The 18,132-nt window shown below is 67.5% G+C and carries 19 protein-coding genes; 10 read left to right on the top strand and 9 right to left on the bottom strand.

Annotated elements, in window-relative coordinates; genetic code table 11:
- Window positions 1-8: 8 nt before the first annotated feature.
- From ACAH41_RS00920 to ACAH41_RS00905, 4 genes are read right to left on the bottom strand one after another with little or no spacing between them, the layout of a single operon-like run.
- Complete coding sequence (locus ACAH41_RS00920; RefSeq protein ID WP_325651876.1) at window positions 9-1,157, bottom strand: carotenoid 1,2-hydratase; 1,149 nt, start codon at window positions 1,155-1,157, stop codon at window positions 9-11.
- Window positions 1,157-3,712 carry an ABC transporter permease gene (locus tag ACAH41_RS00915; protein ID WP_325651877.1) on the bottom strand — a complete coding sequence of 852 codons (2,556 nt, stop codon included), beginning with the start codon at window positions 3,710-3,712 and terminating at the stop codon, window positions 1,157-1,159. Before ACAH41_RS00915 ends, ACAH41_RS00920 begins: the two co-directional genes overlap by 1 nt.
- On the bottom strand, window positions 3,702-4,403 hold the full coding sequence (locus tag ACAH41_RS00910; RefSeq protein ID WP_325651879.1) for an ABC transporter ATP-binding protein: 702 nt from the start codon (window positions 4,401-4,403) through the stop codon (window positions 3,702-3,704). The genes ACAH41_RS00915 and ACAH41_RS00910 overlap by 11 nt, the downstream gene beginning before the upstream one ends.
- A 2-nt stretch (window positions 4,404-4,405) precedes the next feature.
- Window positions 4,406-4,927 (bottom strand): DUF1993 domain-containing protein, encoded by a 522-nt coding sequence (locus tag ACAH41_RS00905; RefSeq protein ID WP_325651881.1) that lies wholly within the window; start codon window positions 4,925-4,927, stop codon window positions 4,406-4,408.
- A 163-nt stretch (window positions 4,928-5,090) separates the two neighbouring features.
- Here ACAH41_RS00905 and ACAH41_RS00900 point away from each other — a divergent pair, with 163 nt between their 5' ends.
- The 5 genes from ACAH41_RS00900 (at window position 5,091) to ACAH41_RS00880 (ending at window position 9,634) form a co-directional block, all read left to right on the top strand.
- Window positions 5,091-6,371 (top strand): FAD-dependent oxidoreductase, encoded by a 1,281-nt coding sequence (locus tag ACAH41_RS00900; RefSeq protein WP_325651883.1) that lies wholly within the window; start codon window positions 5,091-5,093, stop codon window positions 6,369-6,371.
- Between the two features lie 174 nt (window positions 6,372-6,545).
- Window positions 6,546-7,490 carry a hypothetical protein gene (locus tag ACAH41_RS00895; protein ID WP_325651884.1) on the top strand — a complete coding sequence of 315 codons (945 nt, stop codon included), beginning with the start codon at window positions 6,546-6,548 and terminating at the stop codon, window positions 7,488-7,490.
- 21 nt (window positions 7,491-7,511) lie between these two features.
- Entirely contained in the window at window positions 7,512-7,799 is a 288-nt protein-coding gene (locus ACAH41_RS00890) for a hypothetical protein (protein WP_325651886.1), read from the top strand.
- An 85-nt stretch (window positions 7,800-7,884) separates the two neighbouring features.
- Window positions 7,885-8,685: a peptidoglycan-binding protein gene (locus ACAH41_RS00885; protein WP_325651887.1), complete on the top strand. Its 801-nt coding sequence runs from the start codon at window positions 7,885-7,887 to the stop codon at window positions 8,683-8,685.
- Window positions 8,686-8,719: 34 nt separating this feature from the next.
- Window positions 8,720-9,634 (top strand): pyridoxal-phosphate dependent enzyme, encoded by a 915-nt coding sequence (locus ACAH41_RS00880; RefSeq protein ID WP_325651889.1) that lies wholly within the window; start codon window positions 8,720-8,722, stop codon window positions 9,632-9,634.
- A gap of 15 nt (window positions 9,635-9,649) precedes the next feature.
- Here the strand turns inward: ACAH41_RS00880 and ACAH41_RS00875 are convergent, their stop codons facing one another.
- Window positions 9,650-11,827, bottom strand: a complete 2,178-nt coding sequence (locus ACAH41_RS00875; protein WP_325651890.1) for a prolyl oligopeptidase family serine peptidase — start codon at window positions 11,825-11,827, stop codon at window positions 9,650-9,652.
- A gap of 34 nt (window positions 11,828-11,861) precedes the next feature.
- Here ACAH41_RS00875 and ACAH41_RS00870 point away from each other — a divergent pair, with 34 nt between their 5' ends.
- The 4 genes from ACAH41_RS00870 to ACAH41_RS00855 all read left to right on the top strand — a co-directional run bounded on the left by ACAH41_RS00870 (window position 11,862) and on the right by ACAH41_RS00855 (window position 15,078).
- A complete protein-coding gene (locus ACAH41_RS00870) occupies window positions 11,862-12,101 on the top strand; it encodes a hypothetical protein (RefSeq protein ID WP_325651892.1) in 240 nt (79 codons plus the stop codon).
- Window positions 12,091-13,002, top strand: coding sequence for a DUF3365 domain-containing protein (locus ACAH41_RS00865; protein ID WP_325651894.1), 912 nt, complete (start codon window positions 12,091-12,093; stop codon window positions 13,000-13,002). Before ACAH41_RS00870 ends, ACAH41_RS00865 begins: the two co-directional genes overlap by 11 nt.
- A gap of 3 nt (window positions 13,003-13,005) precedes the next feature.
- Window positions 13,006-14,691 carry a mechanosensitive ion channel domain-containing protein gene (locus ACAH41_RS00860; protein ID WP_325651896.1) on the top strand — a complete coding sequence of 562 codons (1,686 nt, stop codon included), beginning with the start codon at window positions 13,006-13,008 and terminating at the stop codon, window positions 14,689-14,691.
- A gap of 192 nt (window positions 14,692-14,883) precedes the next feature.
- Window positions 14,884-15,078, top strand: coding sequence for a type II toxin-antitoxin system VapB family antitoxin (locus ACAH41_RS00855; protein WP_325651898.1), 195 nt, complete (start codon window positions 14,884-14,886; stop codon window positions 15,076-15,078).
- 197 nt (window positions 15,079-15,275) lie between these two features.
- On the opposite strand, the gene ACAH41_RS00850 is transcribed toward ACAH41_RS00855, so the two are convergent.
- From ACAH41_RS00850 to ACAH41_RS00840, 3 genes are all read right to left on the bottom strand, one after another.
- A complete protein-coding gene (locus ACAH41_RS00850; protein WP_325651900.1) occupies window positions 15,276-15,659 on the bottom strand; it encodes a hypothetical protein in 384 nt (127 codons plus the stop codon).
- Window positions 15,660-15,790: 131 nt separating this feature from the next.
- On the bottom strand, window positions 15,791-16,264 hold the full coding sequence (locus ACAH41_RS00845) for an NUDIX hydrolase (protein ID WP_325651901.1): 474 nt from the start codon (window positions 16,262-16,264) through the stop codon (window positions 15,791-15,793).
- A 177-nt stretch (window positions 16,265-16,441) separates the two neighbouring features.
- A complete protein-coding gene (locus tag ACAH41_RS00840; RefSeq protein WP_325651903.1) occupies window positions 16,442-16,786 on the bottom strand; it encodes a DUF3024 domain-containing protein in 345 nt (114 codons plus the stop codon).
- Between the two features lie 79 nt (window positions 16,787-16,865).
- On the opposite strand from ACAH41_RS00840, the gene ACAH41_RS00835 reads away from it, so the two are divergent.
- Window positions 16,866-17,114: a hypothetical protein gene (locus ACAH41_RS00835; protein ID WP_325651904.1), complete on the top strand. Its 249-nt coding sequence runs from the start codon at window positions 16,866-16,868 to the stop codon at window positions 17,112-17,114.
- Between the two features lie 206 nt (window positions 17,115-17,320).
- On the opposite strand, the gene ACAH41_RS00830 is transcribed toward ACAH41_RS00835, so the two are convergent.
- Window positions 17,321-17,932 (bottom strand): SMI1/KNR4 family protein, encoded by a 612-nt coding sequence (locus tag ACAH41_RS00830; RefSeq protein WP_325651905.1) that lies wholly within the window; start codon window positions 17,930-17,932, stop codon window positions 17,321-17,323.
- Window positions 17,933-18,132 lie beyond the last annotated feature (200 nt).

Raw genomic sequence — 18,132 nt, 5'->3', positions numbered from 1 at the left:
GGGGCTGCTCACAAGGCCAGCCGGCCTGCGCGGCCTGTCATCTCCAGGTAGCCCAGGCCCAGCCGGCGGCCCTGTTCGTCGCGCAGCACGGACAGGCCCTCCCAGTAGACGGTGCCGGTGCTGGCGCGGCTGTCCAGTTCCTGCGCGTCCAGCAAGGCCTCGACCTGGAAACGGCCGACAGGCGTGTGCAGCGTCCATTGCACCGGGTAAGTTGCGCCAGTCTCCGGGCTGCGCCAGCGGCGTCCCGGCTCGAAGCGCAAGTCGCCCGGCTGGAAGGTGCGCTGCCGGCCCTGCGGGTCGCGCCAACTGCCGCCGGCCCAGACAGGCGGCGCCTGTTCATCGCGCGCTCGCATGCGAAACAGCATCAGCGCACTGCCGTCGTCCAGGTTGAAGCCCACCCAGTCCCAGCCAACCGCCTCGGGCGCAAGGTAGGCATCGCTCCATTCATGGTCCATCCAGGCGCGGCCCCGCACCGGGTGCATCGCCCCACCGTGCTGCAGCCGCCCCTGCACCGCCAGCTGCGGCAGGCTGTAGTAGTGGCTGGCCTCGCCTGGCAGCGGGCCCTTGCGCGAATACCCCGCCTCGCCTTGCAGCATCACCGGCTGGGTGGGCGCGAGTTGCAGGTCCAGGTCGAAGCCTTCGGCCGGGATGTGGGCGTGCCAGCGCGCGTCAGCCGGGTCACGGTGCAGCTGCCAGTCCGCGGTGCGCAGCTGGGCCTCGCCCCGGTCGGCCCGGGCGCGGGTGCCGGCGTCCTCGCCGTTCCAGCGCACCATGCGTTGGTCATGGCGGTGGCGCGCGGGCTGGCCCAGGTCGGTCAGCGCCGCGTGGGCAAACAGGATCTGGCGCGGCGCCAGCCGCCCAGGCAGTTGCTCGGCCAAGCCGGTGCGAGAGCGGAAAAAAGTGATCTGAAAGCCCCAGCGTGGCTCGGCCGCCGCGCCCGGCGTCGTCAATGCGCCTGCTGCTTCAAGATGGCCGGTGAGATACCACCACTCGGTGCGTGCGCCAGGGTGGCTGCCGTGGTCCGCGGGAAAGCGCAGCACCCGGTCCGGGCGCACCTGGTCGGCCGCGGCCTCGCGCGCGCCCTCACTCGCCCAGGCCGGGACACCCAGCAGCGCCAGCAGGCTTTGGCGGCGGCGCCACAGGCGGGGTTTTTGCATCACCAATCCTCCTTCACCGCGCGCACCGCATCGGCGCTGAGCGCATGCCGGGCCGCCCAGGCGCTGGTGACCAGCCCGGCCAGCAGCACCGCCGCCGCCAGGCCACCGACCTGGGCCAGCGGCACCCGCAGCGGCATGGTCCAGTGGAAGCTTTGTGGGTTCACCACGAACACCAGCACCGCGCTGATCGCCAGCCCCAGCGCCACGCCCACCACCAGGCCGGCGCCCAGCCAGCCCAGCGTCTCCATCAAGACCAGGCGCAGCACCTCGGCTCGCGTCAGCCCCAGGTGCGCCAGCAGGCCGAATTCACGCCGCCGGGCCAGCACCTGGGCCGACAGGCTGGCCGCGACGCCCGCCAAGCCAATCGCGATGGCCACCGCCTGCAGGTAGCGCGTCACCGCAAAACTGCGGTCGAAGATCTGCAGCGACATGGCCTTGAGCTGCACCGTGCTCGCAAAGCCCAGGGCCTGCGGCGCACCGCCGAGTTGGCCCACCAACGCAGACACCTGGTCGCGCACGGCTTGCTGCGCCTGGGCCGGCGCCAGCCACAGCGCCAGGTCATTGAGCCGGGTGTCGCCGGTCAGACGCTGGTAGTCCTCCAGCGCCATCACCAGGCTGCCGAACTGGCGGGCGTAGTCGCGCAACACGCCGCGCACGAAGACCTTCACCGTGCGGCCCTGGCGGTCCAGCAGCGACAGCGCCAGCAACTGCCCTGGCTGCACACGGTACAAGGTAGGGACCGCTTCACTGACGAACACGCCCACCTGGCCCGCCGGCGTGGGCAGCACGGCACCTACCAGCGGCAGGCTGCGGGCCGGGTCTTCGCCCAGCGTGCGCGCCTGTAGCCAGACCTCCGGTTGCTGCGCGCTGAGCGACAGCGGCAGACTTTGGCCGGCCGCCACACGTTGCACGCCGGGCAGCGCCTGCACCCGCGCCACCAGGCCGTCCGGAAAGCTCGCCGCGCCGGTGCCGCCGCCACTGCTGGCGCGCACATACAGATCGGCTGGCAACACCGTTTCCAGCCATTCGGTGACGGCATCGCGGAAGCTGGCGACCATCACCGTCAGCGCCACGCTCAGTGCCAGGCTGGCCACCACGCCCGCCACGGCCGCCGTGGCCGTGGCCCGCTGGTGGCGCGCCCGCTGCAGGGCCAACAGCAGCAGCGGGTGACGGGCCGGCCGGGCACTGCGCTCGCCCAGCAGCGCCCGCACCACCGCCGGCACCAGCGCAATGCCGCCCACCAGCCAGGCAGCCACTGCGGCATAGGCGGCCAGTGGCAGGTCACCCAGCGGCGGCAGCATCGCAAGCCCAGCCCCGCCCACCAACAGCAGCAAGCCGGGCCAGACCGGCGGCGCCTCGCCGTCCTGTCCACCCAGGCCCTTGAGCGCCTGGGCCGGTGCCAGCCGCGCTGCGCGCGCCGCCGGCCAGGCGCCACCTACCAGTGCCGCCACCAAGCCCAGGCCGGCACACACCACGGCTGCTGGCCAGGAGAACTGCAGCTGGGGCGCCGCGCCGGAAAAGTAGCCGCCGCCCAGGTCCCCTGCCAGCCAGCGCAGCGCCAGTGCCGCCATGCCGGTGCCCAGCGCCACGCCCAGCAGGCCGGCCAGCAAACCGGTGGCCGCGCACTCCTGCAGCACCAGCCGGCGCCGACCTGCGGCGTCCAGCCCCAGCACGCCCAGCAGGGCCAGGGCCGGCGTGCGCTGCGCCACGGCCAGCGACACCACCGAAAACACCAGGAAGCCGCCCACCACCAGCGCCACCAGTGCCAGCACCGTGAGGTTGACCCGGTAGGCGCGGGACAGGTTGGCCACGCGCTGGCGATCATCGTCCGCCTCGCCCCAATGGCTGCCAGGCGGCAACTGGCCGTCCAATGCCTTGCGCACGGCTTGCGGCGGCGTACCCGGCGCCAGGCGCAGGTCGATGCGGGAGAGGCGCCCTGCCCAGCCAAAGGCCTGCTGGGCCGAAGCCACGTCCATGACCAGCAGCGGCGCGCCGCCTGCCGCCACCCGGCCAGCCAGACGCCAACGCACCGGCTTGCCCTGGGCGAGCAAGGCAATGTCGCGCGCGCCGGGGGCCAGGGCCTGTACCAGCGCGGCATTGGCAAAGCCGAGCGCCGGGTCCAGCACGGCCAGCCGGCCGGCGCCGTCATCCGGCCGCGGCATCAGCTCCGGCGCCACGGGGTAGACCTGCAGCGCATCCAGCCCCACCACCCGCACCGTGTGCACCTGGCCGTTCAGCCCCGGGGCCTCGGTGCTGAGCTCCACGCGCGGGTGCGCCAGGCGCACGCCGGGCTGGTCGGCCAGCCGGTCCAGCCAGGCCTCGTCCATGCCGCCGGGGCCGGCGACCAGGCTCAGGTCCGGCTCGCCATTGACAGAGTGCACGGCCGACGAAAACTCCGCCAGCGCGGATTCATTGATCAGGTGCACCGACAGGGCCAGTGCCACGCCCAGCGCCACGCTGAGCAAGGCCGAGAGCTGCCGCCACGGGTGGCTGCGCCATTCCGCCAGGCTCAGGCGCCACAGCAGCGCGCCGCTGGCCGCGCGCTCAGGCGGCATCGCGCATGCCGGTGGCGTGCAACTGCAGCACCCGGTCGGCCCGCGCCGCGGCGCTGTGCGAGTGCGTCACCAGCAGGCAGGCCGCACCTTCGCGCTGCACCTGCTGCTGCAGCAGGTCCAGGATGCGGGTGGCAGTGTCCGGGTCCAGGTTGCCGGTGGGCTCGTCGGCCAGGATCAGCGGCGGCCGGTGCACCAGCGCGCGCGCAATCGCCACGCGCTGCAGTTGCCCGCCTGACAGTTGCGAAGGCATGCGCCCACCCAAAGCGGCCATGCCCACATCGTCCAGCATCTGCTGCACCCGCGCCGGGTCGGGCCGGCCCAGCAGCATCAAAGGCAGGCCGATGTTGTCCGCCACGCTGAGGTGGGGCAGCACGTGGAAGGCCTGGAACACAAAGCCCAGCAGCTCGCGCCGCAAGCGGGCCTGCTCGGGCTCCGGCAGCTGGTGCACCGGCCGGCCCGCCAGGCTGACGCTGCCTTCATCGGCGCGGTCCAGGCCGGCGATGCAGTTGAGCAGCGTGGACTTGCCCACGCCGGACTCGCCGCGCAGCGCCACGAACTCGCCCGCGGCGATCTGCAAAGACACGCCACTGAAGACTGGCAGCGCGCCGTAGCGTTTGCCCAGGCCCGACACCTGCAGCAGCGGGAGATCGCCACCGGCAGCTTTGTCGAACGCGACGGGCTCCAGCGGCATCCTCAGGCAGCGGCACTGGCGCCGACGAGGTAGTCCTGCTTGCCCAGGTCCACGCCGTTGTGGCGCAGGATGGCGTAGGCGGTGGTGACGTGGAAAAACGCGTTTGGCATGGCCCAGTGCTTCAGGTAGGCCTCGGCCTTCATGGTGCGGGTGCGGTCCTTGCCGACCGGGAAGGTCACGTCCACCTCTTCCTTGCCGTCGATGGCGCTGCCGGGCACCGTGTCCAGCCAGGCCAGCGTGCGGTGGATGCGCTGCTTCAGCTCGGGCATCGTGGTCTCGTTGTCGTCGAACTTCGGCGCTTCCAGGCCGGAGACGCGGGCAATGCCCAGCTTGCTGGCGTCGCAGGCAATGCGCACCTGCGACGACAGCGGCAGCATGTCGGGCGCCAGGCGCATGCCGACGAAGACGTTCGCATCGAACTTGCGCGCCTCGGCATTGGCAATCGCCTTGTCCAGGCAGTGATCGAGGTTGCGCAGCACGCTCTTGAAGACGGGCAGGCTGGCGGATGACAGGGTGATGGACATGGAAGTCTCCTGGTGTGGGTTGACTTGCGCGGCCTTCCTCGTGGCGCGGCCTGCGCTTGTGTGGCCGGGATCATAAGCACGCGCGCATTCCGTTGCCCGCGGTGGCCGATGCGTCCATGCATCCGGCACTGCGATTGGCCGCTGGCTCTGTTAAAACCCGCCCATGCACTACGACATCGTCATCTTGGGTGGGGGCGCAGGCGGCCTGGAGCTCGCCGCGCAATTGGGGCGGCAACTTGGCCGGCGCGAGGGGCGCGACAAGGTCCTGCTGGTCGACCGCTCGGTCTTCCACATCTGGAAACCCACGCTACATGAAGTGGCCGCCGGTACGCTGGATGCGCACCAGGAAGGCCTGTCCTACACCATCCTCGCGCGGCGCAACCACTTCGGCTTCGCACTCGGCGAGATGCGCGCGCTGGACCCGGTGAAGCGGCAGATCACGCTGGCGCCGCTGCTGGACGAAGAGGGCCGCGCGATCGCCCCCGAGCGGCAGATCAGCTTCCGCTGGGCGGTGCTGGCCGTCGGCAGCGGTTCGAACTTCTTCGGCACGCCAGGCGCCGAGCATGCCCACGTGCTGGAACAGGCGCAGGACGCCGAGCGCTTCCGCCGCCACTTGCTGGCCGCTTTTGCACGGGCTTCGTTCTCGCCGCAGCGCTCACTGGGCGTGGCCATCGTTGGCGGCGGCGCCACGGGCGTGGAGCTGTCGGCCGAGTTGATCGAGGCCCACAACGAGCTGCTGGACGGCCTGGGCAAAGGCCAGCGCTTCCGCCTGGACATCAGCATCGTCGAAGCCGGCCCTCGCCTCTTGGGCGGCCTGCCCGAGAAGATCTCCGGCCAGGCCACCACCGCGCTGGAGCGCAAGCAGATCAAGGTCATGACCAGCACCCGCGTGCTGGAGATCAAGCCCGGTGCGCTGCAGACCTCGCAGGGCGAAGTGCCGGCCGACCTGATCGTCTGGGCCGCAGGCATCAAGGGCGCGGACGCCAACACCACACTGGGCCTGGCCGTGAACAAGGCCAACCAGTTCATCGTCGACGACCACCTGGAAACCTCGGCGTCCGGCATCTACGCGATGGGCGACTGCGCCGCCTGCCCCTGGCAGGACGGCAAGCTGGTGCCGGCCCGCGCACAGGCCGCGCACCAGCAAGCCAGCTACCTGTTGAAGGTCTTCCACGGCCTGCTGCGCGAGCGTCCGCTGGCCGCCAGCTTTGTCTACAAGGACTTCGGCTCCCTCGTCTCGCTGGGCGACAACAAGGGCGTGGGCAACCTGATGGGCGGGTTGTCGGGCCGCAACTTCTTCGTCGAAGGCCTGCTGGCCAAGTGGATGTACATCTCGCTGCACCTGCTGCACCACCGTGCCATCGTCGGCCTGGGCAACACCGTGGTGCTGGCGCTGGCCCGGCTGCTGCAGCGCCGTGTGTCGGGCCGGCTCAAGCTGCACTGACGCCCTGCACGCAAGGCCTGGAGCGCCCGGTCCCCACTTAATGGGGAGGCGCGGCCGCGCCGATCGCTGCACACTGCGGCAGCGCGCACGAACACCACCCACAAGCGCCGCCACCCCCGCCCATGCGGGCTCCCCACGCAGTTCAGCCCTGGCTCAGGCCAGGAAGGCGGACACATGCGACCCCTGCGGCCAGCGCGCTGCGCGCTTTCGGGTATCGGTTTTGGCCTTGCCTTGCTCACGCTGGCCGGCTGCAGCAGCCTGCAACAGGTCGGCGGACCACCGCCCATCGGCCTGAGCGAGCTGCAGCGCAACAAGCTGCTCACCGCCACCGACGACTTCGACGTCAGCCAGGCCATGGGCGATGCCAATGCCGACGCGACCAGGCGCCGCGAGCTGCGCAACGCCTACATCGCCAACCGCCTGGTGCTGATGGACGTGGCCTTCCTGAACTACCTGCGCACGCTGACCACCGACAAGCACACGCTGGACGCCGCCAGCGAAGGCACCGTGCTGGGCCTGAGCGTGCTGGGCACCTTGATGAACGCGACCCAGGCCAAGGAAAACCTCGCCGCACTGGTCGCCACCGTCACCGGCCTGAAAGCCGTCGTCGACAAGAACTTCTTCGACAACCGCGGGCTGGACGCGATTGCCTCGACCATGGTGGCCAAGCGCAAGGAGGTGCTTGCGCGCATCCTGGTCGCCCTGCCCGGCAGCGCGGACGCCTACCCCTTGGTGGCCGCGCGCAACGACCTGAACGACTACTACCTTGCCGGCACCATGGACGGCGCTTTCCTGACCATCCAGGCCGAAGCCAACAAGCGCGACGAAGCGGCCAGCAGGAACCTGAGCCAGACGCTGATGGTGGCCAACACGATGGAAAACCTCAGCAGCACGACCTTGGCCAGCAAACGCAGCCTGACGCTGGCGCTGGGCGCACCCACCGCCACGCTGGAGGCGGTGACGGCCGCACTGACTGCGCTCAGCGTGCCAAGCGATCAACTGCCCGCGGCCAAGGATGCGGCCGTCGCCCTGCTGCAAAAGTACGTGCGCGAGGCCCGCACCCAGGTGCAGATCGACGCCCTGGCCGCCATCTTCCGCAACGCCGGCCTGGCGCCGTGAGCCCATCTTCAGGAGACGCCAATGAGCGATGACATCTACCTGGTCGAGATCATCCGCGATGACCTGGCTGGCTACACCAACCGCGTGGCCAACGAAGAGGCCGGCGCGTCGGAGTTTGTCGACAACCGCGTCAGCGTGGACGCCGGCTTCGCCACCAACCGCGCCAGCTTCAAGGTGCTGCCACCCGGCCAGCTGCCGGACCCGCCGACCTTCGTCAAGCTGGGCAGCCTGCCGGCCGGCAAGCAGCCCAGCTGGACCGGCGTGCTGCTGATCGCCGGGCTCAACGTCGCGGCGCAGATGTTCCGCTGAGCACCCGCTTTGTCACTCCAGCCTGCGTCGCCGATGGCCGGCGACAGCGCAGGCTCATCCGACACCGGCCTTGGGAGACAGCAAGATGAGCACCACCCTGCGTTTGGGCGACCGCGGCCCCGATGTGAAGCAGCTGCAACTGGCACTGAAAGGCAAAGGCTTCAACCCTGGCGAGCCGGACGGTGACTTCGGCGTGGCCACCGAGCAGGCCCTGATCGGCTTCCAGAAGAGCCGCAACCTGCTGGCTGACGGCATCGCCGGCCCGCGCACCCAGGAAGCACTGGAGCTGGCGGTAGACAGCACGCTGCCCGACGCAACCACCGGCATGTCGGTGCAGATCGCCGCGCAGATGTGCCCGGGCGCGCCGCTGGTCAACATCAAGACCCACCTGCCGCTGGTGCTGCAGTCGCTGACCGACGGACAGCTGCATGACAGGCCGATGGTGCTGATGGCCATTGCCACCATCCGTGTGGAGACCGCCGGCTTCCTGCCGATCAGCGAAGGCCAGTCGCGCTTCAACACCTCGCCTTCCGGCCAGCCGTTCGACCTCTACGACTTCCGCAGCGACCTCGGCAACCACGGCAAGGGCGATGGCGAGCGCTTCAAGGGCCGCGGCTTCATCCAGCTGACCGGCCGCAGCAACTACCAGGAATTCGGCCCCAGGCTCAAGCCCGCGCTGGACCTGGAAACCCACCCCGAGCTGGCCAACGCAGCCCAGGTCGCAGCCGATCTGCTGACGCTGTTCCTCGGCAGCAAGGAGCGCCTGATCAAGCAGGCCTTGCTGCGGCAGGACTATGCCGAGGCCCGGCGGCTGGTCAACGGTGGCCACCATGGCGTGAACGAGTTCACCGAGTCTTTCAAGACCGGTGACACGCTGCAGCCCTGACGCGCATGCCCCGCGGCGCTTCGATAATCGGGCCATGCCTTTGCACATCGAAACCCCGCTGGTCACCTCCCGCCCCTTGACCCTGGCCGCCGGCCGCCAGGTCACGCTGAAGCTGGAGGCCTTGCAGCCGCCGGGCTCGTTCAAGATCCGCGGCATGGGCGCGGCGTGCGAATGGCATGCCAGCCGCGGGAAGCGGCGCTTCATCTCGTCGTCTGGCGGCAATGCCGGCATCGCCGCGGCCTACGCCGGCCGTGAGCTGGGCATTCCCGTGACCGTGGTCGTGCCGGAAACCACGACCGCGCATGCCCGCGAACTGATCCGCCAGCAAGACGCCGAGTTGATTGTTCACGGCAAGGCCTGGCACGAAGCCAATGCGCTGGCGATGAGCCTGCTCACCGAGCACGACGCTTTCCTTCACCCGTTCGACGACCCGCTGCTGTGGACGGGCCATGCCACGATGATCGACGAGGCGGTACGGCAAGGCGACAGGCCCGATGCGGTGCTGCTGTCGGTGGGCGGCGGCGGGCTGATGGCTGGCGTGGTCGAAGGGCTGCGCCGCAACGGCTGGGGCGACGTGCCGGTGATCGCCGTCGAAACCATCGGCGCCGACTCGCTGGCACAGGCCGCTCAGGCCGGCGAGCGCATCGCGCTGGACGCCATCACCAGCATCGCCACCTCACTGGGCGCCAAGCAAGTCTGCGAACAGGCTTTCTCGCTTTTGCAAAGCCACCCGGTGCGCTGCGTCACCGTGACCGACCAAGCCGCGCTGGCTGCCTGCGAACGCTTCCTGAACGACCACCGCATCCTGGTCGAACCGGCCTGCGGCGCCAGCCTGGCGCTGGCCTATGCCAATGCGCCGGCGCTGGCCGACTTCCAAAACGTGATGGTCATCGTCTGCGGCGGCGCCACCGCCACGGTGGACCAGCTGCGCGCTTGGCGCGCGAGCTGAGCCGCAGCGAAGTTCTCAGGGCTTCGGCTGGTGCGCCGCAGCGCCGGTCTGCCAGAGGATGAAGGCATCCGTGTCGGCTGCTTCGGCGTCCTGCTGGGCGCGGGTGGAGCCCATGCCGTGGCCGGCGTCGAAGTCCACCCGCAGCAGCACCGGCTTGCCACTGGTGCTGGCGGCCTGCAGGCGGGCGGCCATCTTGGCCGGGTGGAACGGGGCGACGCGCGGGTCGGTGACGCCAGTGGTCAGCAGCACCGCGGGGTAGCGCACGCCGTCTTTCACGGCCTGGTAGCTGTCGATGCCCTTCAGCGCGCGGTAGCCGGCCGGGTCGGCCAGGCTGCCCCACTCGGGCTCTTCGCCGTAGCCGTTCTGCTCGGCCACGTAGCGCAGCGGGTTGTGCCAGCCCACGCCCGAGACCACCGCGGCGAACAGGTCCGGCCGCTCGGTCAGCGCCATGCCCATCGCGATGCCGCCGGCCGAGCGCCCGCCAATGGCCAGGTGCTGCGGCGAGGTGTAGCGCTGGGCGACCAGGTCTTCGCTGATGGCGATCAGGTCGCGCCAGGTGTTGGGCTTGTTCTCCAGCTGGCCGGCACGGTGCCAGTCGCGGCCATATTCGCCGCCGCCGCGCACATGCGCATAGCCCATCACCGCGCCCTGGTCCATCAGCGCCAGCGCACGGCCGACGAAGGACGGCGTGTAGCCCGGAATGCCGTAGCTGCCATAGGCCTGCAGGAAGGTCGGCGCGCTGCCGTCCCTGGGCAAGCCCTTCTTGTAGACCACGTCATAGGGAATGCGGGTGCCGTCCTTGGCGGTCGCGAAGCGGCGCTCGGAGGTGTAGGCGCTGGTGTCGATGGCCGGGCGCGGGGTCAGCCCGGTGTCGGTCACCAGGCCACGCGCGCTCACCGCCCACACGCCCGCGGGCTCCAGCCAGCCTGAGAGGCCGCACAGCAGGCCGTCTTCATCGGCATTGGCCGACAGGCCGCCCAGCGTGCCGTCAAAAGGCAGCGCGACCTGCGTGAGCTTGCCGTCGGCGCCCAGGCGCTGCAGCCGGCCCAGGCCGCCGTCCATGCCCTTGAGGTACAGGCCGTCCTTGGCCCGGGCCATCTGTTGCAGCACCAGGCTGCTCTCGGCCACCACTTCCCTGGCGGTGGCCAGGTCCGGCGCGCGCGCCGAGGTCTGCAACACGCGGCCACGTGGGTGGCCGTGGTTGGCCAGCAGGTAAAGCTTGTCGCCCTGCAGGTTGAAGCCGGTGACCTCGTCTTCAAAACCGGCCACCGGCTGCCAGCGGGGCTTGCCGGCCAGCAGCTCCTGCCGCGTTGCGATGAACAGCGCCACCTCGGGCCGCACGTCGGCCAGCATCAGCAGCACATAAGGGCCGTGCGCCGAGTTGAGCAGCGTGGGCGACTGGATGCGCTCGAAGACCGGCGAGCCGGCGCGGCCACGGGCCACCAGCACCGGGTCGTTTGCCGGGTTGGTGCCCAGGCGGTGAAAGCGGGCGCGTGAATCCAGGAAGCGCTCCGGCGTGTCCACCTTGCCGGTCAGCTGGTTGTAGAAGAAGCCGCTGCCGTCCGGCAGCCAACTGGGGCTGGCGTTCTGGGTGTCGGTGATGCGCTCGGGCAGGTCGCGGCCGGTGGCCAGGTCCAGCACATGCAGCGTGGAGTCCTCGCTGCCGTCCTGCGACAGGCCGTAGGCCACGTGCCGGCCGTCCGGCGAAGCCTCCCACCAGTCCAGCGAGGTGTGGTGGCCGGCACGGTCCAGCTGGGTCGGGTCCACCAGCACGCGGGGCTGGCCCTTGCCGTCGCGCACGAAGAGCGAGAAGTTGTTGGCCCCGGCCGGGCGCTGCAGGTAGAACAGCTTGCCGCCGTTGCGATGCACCTGGCCGGTGGCCACCGAATCGCCCGAGACCTGCTGGATGCGCGCCAGCAGCGCAGCGCGGCCAGGCAGCTCGCTCAGCACCCCGCGGGTGTGCGTGTTCTGCCCCCTGAGGAAAGGCAGCCAGTCGGGATCCTGGTCGTCTTCCATCCAGCGGTAGCGGTCCAGGACAGTCTCGCCGAAATAGGTGTCTGTGACCGCACGCACCTTCGCGACGGGCGCGGGCGGCGCCTCGTCCAGCGCGGCGTGAACATTGGTGGCTGCCAGCGGCAGGCTCAGCGACCAGGCCAGGCGAACAGCGCCAGCCAGGGTACGGCTTTGGATCATGCGGAGGACGTGAAGACAGGAATGGGAACCCGCGATGGTAGGCGAAGCCGGCCCCTGGCCTTACCCGCAACTGGCCAACCAGCGCGCGGATGTCTCACGACAGGCCGGCGTCGACTGGCGCAACGTGCTCAGGCTCGTTTGGCGACGGCCGTCGATTCAGCCGTCGGCATGGGGCGCCGCGCGCCTTTTCACCAATTTGTCACATTTACTTACGATCATCGTGGGTTCGCCATTCGGCAAGGTCAAAAGGCAAAAGCGGCCCCATGCGCATTGAATCCCGGTTCACGCTCTCCCTCGCGTTTTGCCTTTGCCTGGGACTGGCGATCTCGGCCTATATCTCGTTTCAGCTGGAGTCGCGTCAGGCCCGGGACGAGGTCAAGCAGAAGGCCGACATGCTGCTCGAGACGGGCTTGGCGATCCGGGCCTACACCAGCGAGGAAGTGGGGCCGGCGCTGCAGTCGCTGCAAGGCGGCACGGGCTTCAATGTGCAGCAGGTGCCGTCATTTTCGGCGCAGAACGCGATTCACCGGCTCGCCAAAAAGTACCCGGAGTACCAGTACCGCGAACCCTCGCTGAACCCGACCAATGTGAAGGATCGGGCCAATGACTGGGAGGTGGGCCTGATCCGCGAGTTCCAGGCCAAGGACAAGCTCGGCGAGTTGAGTGGCGAAATCGGCGTGTCGGGTGACGGGCGGTTTTACGTGGCCCGTCCCATCCGGCTGAGCAATCCGGCCTGCCTGCAATGCCACAGCGTGCCGTCGGCCGCGCCCGCACCCATGGTGGCGCAATACGGGCCTGTGAATGGCTTTGGCTGGAAGCTGGGTGAGGTGGTGGCCTTGCAGGTGGTGGAGGTGCCCAGCCAGGCCGCGCATGACAAGGCGCTGCGCAGCGTGCTGGTGACCGTGGGCTCGCTGGCCTGCGTGTTCGTGCTCTCGGCGGCGGTCTTTCTGCTGCTGCTGCGCCGGCATGTGACCTATCCGCTGGAGCGGCTGACGCAGGCGGCGCATTCGATCAGCGTGGACGGCGCGCATGCCCAGCAGCCGGCCTTTGCGGTGAAGGAGGCGGGGCAGTTTTCCGAGCTGCACGAGGCCATCATCCGGCTGCGGGCCAGCATGGACTCGGCGCTCAAGCGCATCGCCGCCTTCAGCAAGCAAGACGACGACGCGGGCCAATAAGCCATGTGGACCTTGATTGCGATGGCGCTGGCTGCCCTGTTGTGGCTGGTGGTGGTGACCCTGGGGCACGGCGTTGATGCAGAGCCTGATGGGGTCAACCTCACGGCGATCCAGCTGGCGGCGATGAGCCTGACGGCGCTGAGCGTGGCGCAGCTTCTGCAGCGACTGCTGAGCCATCTCTTGCTCGGCAAGAGCGCGGCGCAAGGCGCGGGGCGCTCGTCGGACCTGCTGCGCTCGGTGCTGAACGTGACGCTCTATCTGGTGGTGGGCGTGCTGTTCCTGCACTACGGCCTGGGGCAGGATGTGACCAGCGTGCTGGCCACCTCGGCGCTGCTGACGGCCATCCTGGGCCTGGCGCTGCAGCCGACCTTGGGGCATTTGTTCTCCGGCGTGTCCATCGAGATCGAACGCCCGTTGCGGGTGGGCGACTTTGTGCGGCGCGACGAATTGGAGGGGCGCGTGGTCTCGCTGAGCTGGCGGTCGGTCACGCTCGAAACCGACCGCGGCACGCTGCTGCTGATGCCCAACGCCGAATTCACCAGCCGCTCGGTGGAAATCATCCGCGCCAGCCAGCCCTCGCGGCACCAGATCGTGTTCCACATGGCCAGCGACAGCTCGCCCAGCCAGGTGCTGCGGGTCGCCATGCAGGTGCTGCGCAGCGACATCACCGACATCGTGCTGGTGCCCGCGCCCAGCGTCGTCATCCTCGGGTCCGATCCGTTGACCGGCACGCTGCGCTTTGCGGCGCGCTTTTTCACGCTGAAGTTCCTGGACCGCTCCCGCATCGCCTCCCTGTTCATGGAGCGCCTGTGGTTTGCCCTGTCCAGAGAAGGCTTGGCACTGCCGCAGCGGCCCATGCTGGGCAGCACTGAGGACGCGGCCGGTTGGCATCTGTTGCCAGACCATGGCCCGGCCCAGGAGCCGCTGCCGGCCGCAGAGCTTCCCTGGCCGACGGCTGCCGCCAGAGCGGCAACCAGTGCGGCCACCCCGCAGCCCGCCGCACTGCGCGGCTTGGTGGTGCAGTCCCTGGCGGCCGTGCCAGCCGCGCTGCGGCAGGAACTGCTGGCTGCCGGCCAACTGGCGCTTTACGGGCCCGATGAACGCTGCAACCGGCGCCAGGCGGGCGTGCTGATCCAAGGCCAGTTGGCGCAGGACAGACCGCCGCAGCCCGAGCAGCGCCAGCGCGAGCTGGACTGGCTGCGAGCTCAGGTGGCACAACTGCCTTCGCAGTTGCTCAGCGCCGAAGCCATGGTCATGGAGCCCGATCACTTCGAGCGCTTCGTGCAACGCGCAGCGCTGGCCATGGGGCCGCTGGCCCACAGCCTGTGCCTGCGCATCGCACTGCACACCGATGACCTGAGCCTGGCCCACGCGCTGCTGGCCGAATCCATTTCCGACCCAGCGCAGCGCCAGACCTTCCTGGCCCAGGCGCCAGCACCCTCCAGCTCCCGCTTGGCCGCCTTCGCATGGTTCGGCTGGCGCAGCCTGCTGGAGTCAGACGCCTGCGCCTGCCGCGCCGTTCAGGACTGCGCAGTCTTTGTCTGGCCAGCGGCCGTGCTGCGGCCGATCCTGGCGCGCTGTGCCGCTGCCGATCTTCAGGCCTTCGCAGCCTTGCTGCAGCAAGACGAGGCAGACGGTGCGGCGCTGTCTGCCGAGCGAATCGCGTCCTGGGCGCGCGCCGAGGCGTGAGGGTGCCCTCGCGCGCTCAAGCCTTATGCGCTCGAGTTCGACACCAACCGCTGTAAGTCCTTGATCTGGCTTCTTGCGTTCGATGTCTCACGACAGGCGGGCATCGAAGTGGTCTTGGCCTGGGCTAGTTCGGCCTTCTGCGCTGCCACGGCAGCACTACCATCTGCACCAAAGGTTGGCCAAGTCCAAATCATGCGCACGAACATTGAGATTGACGACGAGCTCATGAACGACGCTCTCCGCGCAACTGGCGCAAAGACCAAAAGGGAAGCCGTTGAGCTTGGACTGCGGGCCCTGCTCGCCCTTCACGCTCAAGAGAAAGCCCGTGAACTGCGCGGGACGATCACATGGGAAGGTGACCTCAATGCGATGAGGACCGACAAGTAATTCGTGTGGCGCAGCGCCGGTTACAGCACGGCATTTCCCCAACTCTTGGGAAGAGGCTGCGTTGACACACATCCGCTCAGTTGGCCCGCTGCGATTGCAAGGACTAGTATTCGACTCATACGCGGCTCTCACAGGAGTTCGGGGTCAGAGTTCGGGAGTTCGGGGTCCGGAGTTCGGGGTCACCGGATGTGGCGGAGCTAGAAGCACTGAGCATCATTGGAGTTCTCGGCCACACGGCAACTCCACTGGAACAGCTCAGCGCCGTTCTTCATGGATCGGCGAAACCTGGCTGCGGGCTGATTGGCGATGGCGTCAGGGAGCGGCAACTCGCCTTTGACCCCCAATGTGTTTTCGTAGAAGTTGACGAAGCAAGTGCGCTCAGGCGGACACAACCTGGCCAGCTGAAGCTTGTAAGCCGAGAAATCTTTCGCCTGCTCTTTGGGAACGATCACCACTTGAACCAGGCCCTGCACGCCGACCACCTGCCACGACGGCGAATCTTCTGACTTGACGCCGGCAACGCCCAGCATCGCGACAACGCCCGCAAGCAAGCACACCACGCGACGGCCCGTGTCATTCATTGCCAGATCTCCGGCGAAAGGTGCAATCCTCATCCGGTGCCATTAGATGCAGGCTGCACCGTTTCGTCAACTTGACCTCCACAGGGAAATTCCCTGCTGATTCTGACCGTGGGCCGTGATCTCGCCCCTCATTAATACTCTCGCTGAACGGCATGCGAGAAGACCAGCGGATTGGCTGTGAGAGAGGCCTGTAGAAAGGTGGGTCGTAGATTGATCGCCGCCAGATCTTCAAGCGCGAACCAGCGAAATTCCAGATTCAAGTGCGTCTCCAAGCCACAGTAGGTTCGAGCCTTGTCGAGATGACCTGAGGTCTCGGCCAGTGACACGAGGAAATAAAAACCGATCTCATGGTTGCGGCGGCCCGCGAGATCAAAGAAGTTCTCCGCTATGTGTAGAAGTTGGCCGCATTCAACTTCCTCTCCAAGTTCTTCCTTCATCTCGCGGACGATGGTAGCTGATGCCTCCTCGCCCACTTCGACTCGGCCACCCGGGAGAGCCCAGTATTCGTCGCTTGGCGCGCGGTGGAGCAGTACGTACCCGGCATGAAGGACAATGGCGGCTGCACGAACCTGGAATCGCTGACCTTGGAGATAGACTGAAATCATGAGGTCTATTGCAGCGTGAAGATCAGGTTTTGCGTTCCAATATTGCCCGCGTGGCGCGAGCACGAAGGGGAGGTCGAAGGCATTTGGTCACCATCCCATGACGCACGCCCTCGCGTGCGAAGAGAAATCGCGATGTAGGAGCGCAAGATCTGATCCCACTTTTCATGGTTCGTTGGCTTAGCCAAAGAAGCACCCGAACTTGTCTGCTCCGACGATGGAAAAAAATTGATCAATGGACTTGGCCTCACTGGTTTCATATGGGTGCCACGTTAAATTTCCACGCATCCAATAGACCTTCCACAAGTTGCGACTACGGACATATGTGGCCTTTGCAAAAGGCCGCCTCGTGATTTCAGATGGACGATCCCATTGCGGACGCACTTCGAGTAACTCTAATGACTGCCCCTCAATCTGGTACTCGTAGTCAAGCTGTGAGCGAACGTGCGCTGGCGGGCGATGTTCGGCCATGAATGTCGCTGCGGCTTTTTCGATGCGCTTGAGATCGACTTCGTTGAAAGGCATTTCAATTTGAGAAGAGTTGCTTGGTCAGATTTTGAGCCATTTCCAGCCCAGTTGGCGCGTCGGTGGCGACCTGACTGCCTTGGACAACGCGCTGTGCCGGCTGGTCAGCGCGGGTCGATGGCTGCATGTGGTCTACGAGGCCGGCTGCTGCGGTTTCGTGATCTGGCGGCACCTGAGCCGGCAAGGGCTGACTCGCGAGGTGGTGGTCGCGCCGTCCTCCATTGCTCGGCCAGCGACCGAACGCATCAAGACCGATCGGCGTGACGCGCTGCTGCTGGCGCGCCTGGCCCGAGCGGGCGACCTGGCGGTGGTGCGGGTGCCAGACTAGGCCGACGAAGCGGTGCGCGACTTGGTCCGAGCCCGCGAGGACGCGGTGCGTGAGCAGCGCAATCAAAAGTTGGAGGGTCACAAGAGTTGGAGGGTCACCCATTTTCTTGTGTGACCCCCATTTTCTTGCCATTTCCTTGGAAAAATGCACCGCCAGTTCGGAAAGGGAAATGGGAGATCTGACCCTCGGCGTCCGGGTGGCAGCGATCAAGCGTTGTCGAACGCGCCTACCCATGAGTCGTAGAATTCCGGGGCCCAGCGCTTTACACGAGGGAAGAGCCATTCGGCCGCGCTGCCTGCCAAGTTGAACCCATTCTCGTTATCAATGATTAGCTGGTCGAAGGGAAGCATGTGGAGAGCATGGTGGCGTGCCGCCGTGAGCAGAATGAACTGCCCCAGCGATGACGCGATGATTTCGAAGTTCCAGTCGCCTTCGCCGTGCATAGCTTGGAGAACGGGAGAAGACACGCCGGTGCCACCGAGTTCTACTATGATTGGATCTGCGCCTTCATCGCCGATCAGGAACCACTCCGGGCTCCACTCTTCGAGTTCCTCACGCGTAAGTGGATTGTAGTTATACCCCTCCAGCCTTTTCAATAGGTCATCGTAGCCGTAGACATCGATCGGATTCCCGACCGCGGTGAAGGAGAACGGGCCAGGCGAGATGATAGTAGCGATGTAGTCGCGCAGTTCGAGTGGAAAGGTTCGCTCGAACTCGGTCTCAATGACCGCGAGCCGTTGGCGTCCTCCGCCTCGAAATGGGAAGGCTGGTTCGGCCCAGAACGTGCGAATCTCTTGCAGAGCGTCATTCAGGTTCATTGGTTCCTCTGCCACCTAACGTTTGAGTTCAGCGGCCGCCGGAGGCGGTCCGCTGAAACGAATACGAAGGGACTTCCCCAGTCCTGTTGCGGTATCGAGGTACCAAGATTGACTCGTTGCGGAAGTCCAATCTGAGCGGAAAGGGGAAGTCATGGGCGAGATTACACGAGGCGAGATCGTTCGGGTAGGCGTGGACCTGG

It is taken from the genome of Ideonella sp., assembly GCF_041287625.1.
Lineage (GTDB): Bacteria > Pseudomonadota > Gammaproteobacteria > Burkholderiales > Burkholderiaceae_C > Ideonella.
The sequence above is the reverse complement of the archived record's forward strand: the minus strand, read 5'-3'. Positions and strand labels throughout refer to the sequence as shown.

Coding starts and splice junctions, on each gene's coding strand:
- ACAH41_RS00900 (WP_325651883.1), top strand. CDS start 5,091: ATGCACTACGACATCGTCATCTTGGGTGGGGGCGCAGGCGGCCTGGAG.
- ACAH41_RS00885 (WP_325651887.1), top strand. CDS start 7,885: ATGAGCACCACCCTGCGTTTGGGCGACCGCGGCCCCGATGTGAAGCAG.
- ACAH41_RS00865 (WP_325651894.1), top strand. CDS start 12,091: ATGCGCATTGAATCCCGGTTCACGCTCTCCCTCGCGTTTTGCCTTTGC.
- ACAH41_RS00845 (WP_325651901.1), bottom strand. CDS start 16,264: ATGATTTCAGTCTATCTCCAAGGTCAGCGATTCCAGGTTCGTGCAGCC.
- ACAH41_RS00830 (WP_325651905.1), bottom strand. CDS start 17,932: ATGAACCTGAATGACGCTCTGCAAGAGATTCGCACGTTCTGGGCCGAA.
- ACAH41_RS00910 (WP_325651879.1), bottom strand. CDS start 4,403: ATGCCGCTGGAGCCCGTCGCGTTCGACAAAGCTGCCGGTGGCGATCTC.
- ACAH41_RS00850 (WP_325651900.1), bottom strand. CDS start 15,659: ATGAATGACACGGGCCGTCGCGTGGTGTGCTTGCTTGCGGGCGTTGTC.
- ACAH41_RS00915 (WP_325651877.1), bottom strand. CDS start 3,712: ATGCCGCCTGAGCGCGCGGCCAGCGGCGCGCTGCTGTGGCGCCTGAGC.
- ACAH41_RS00855 (WP_325651898.1), top strand. CDS start 14,884: ATGCGCACGAACATTGAGATTGACGACGAGCTCATGAACGACGCTCTC.
- ACAH41_RS00890 (WP_325651886.1), top strand. CDS start 7,512: ATGAGCGATGACATCTACCTGGTCGAGATCATCCGCGATGACCTGGCT.
- ACAH41_RS00920 (WP_325651876.1), bottom strand. CDS start 1,157: ATGCAAAAACCCCGCCTGTGGCGCCGCCGCCAAAGCCTGCTGGCGCTG.
- ACAH41_RS00895 (WP_325651884.1), top strand. CDS start 6,546: ATGCGACCCCTGCGGCCAGCGCGCTGCGCGCTTTCGGGTATCGGTTTT.
- ACAH41_RS00840 (WP_325651903.1), bottom strand. CDS start 16,786: ATGCCTTTCAACGAAGTCGATCTCAAGCGCATCGAAAAAGCCGCAGCG.
- ACAH41_RS00875 (WP_325651890.1), bottom strand. CDS start 11,827: ATGATCCAAAGCCGTACCCTGGCTGGCGCTGTTCGCCTGGCCTGGTCG.
- ACAH41_RS00870 (WP_325651892.1), top strand. CDS start 11,862: ATGGTAGGCGAAGCCGGCCCCTGGCCTTACCCGCAACTGGCCAACCAG.
- ACAH41_RS00905 (WP_325651881.1), bottom strand. CDS start 4,927: ATGTCCATCACCCTGTCATCCGCCAGCCTGCCCGTCTTCAAGAGCGTG.
- ACAH41_RS00880 (WP_325651889.1), top strand. CDS start 8,720: ATGCCTTTGCACATCGAAACCCCGCTGGTCACCTCCCGCCCCTTGACC.
- ACAH41_RS00860 (WP_325651896.1), top strand. CDS start 13,006: ATGTGGACCTTGATTGCGATGGCGCTGGCTGCCCTGTTGTGGCTGGTG.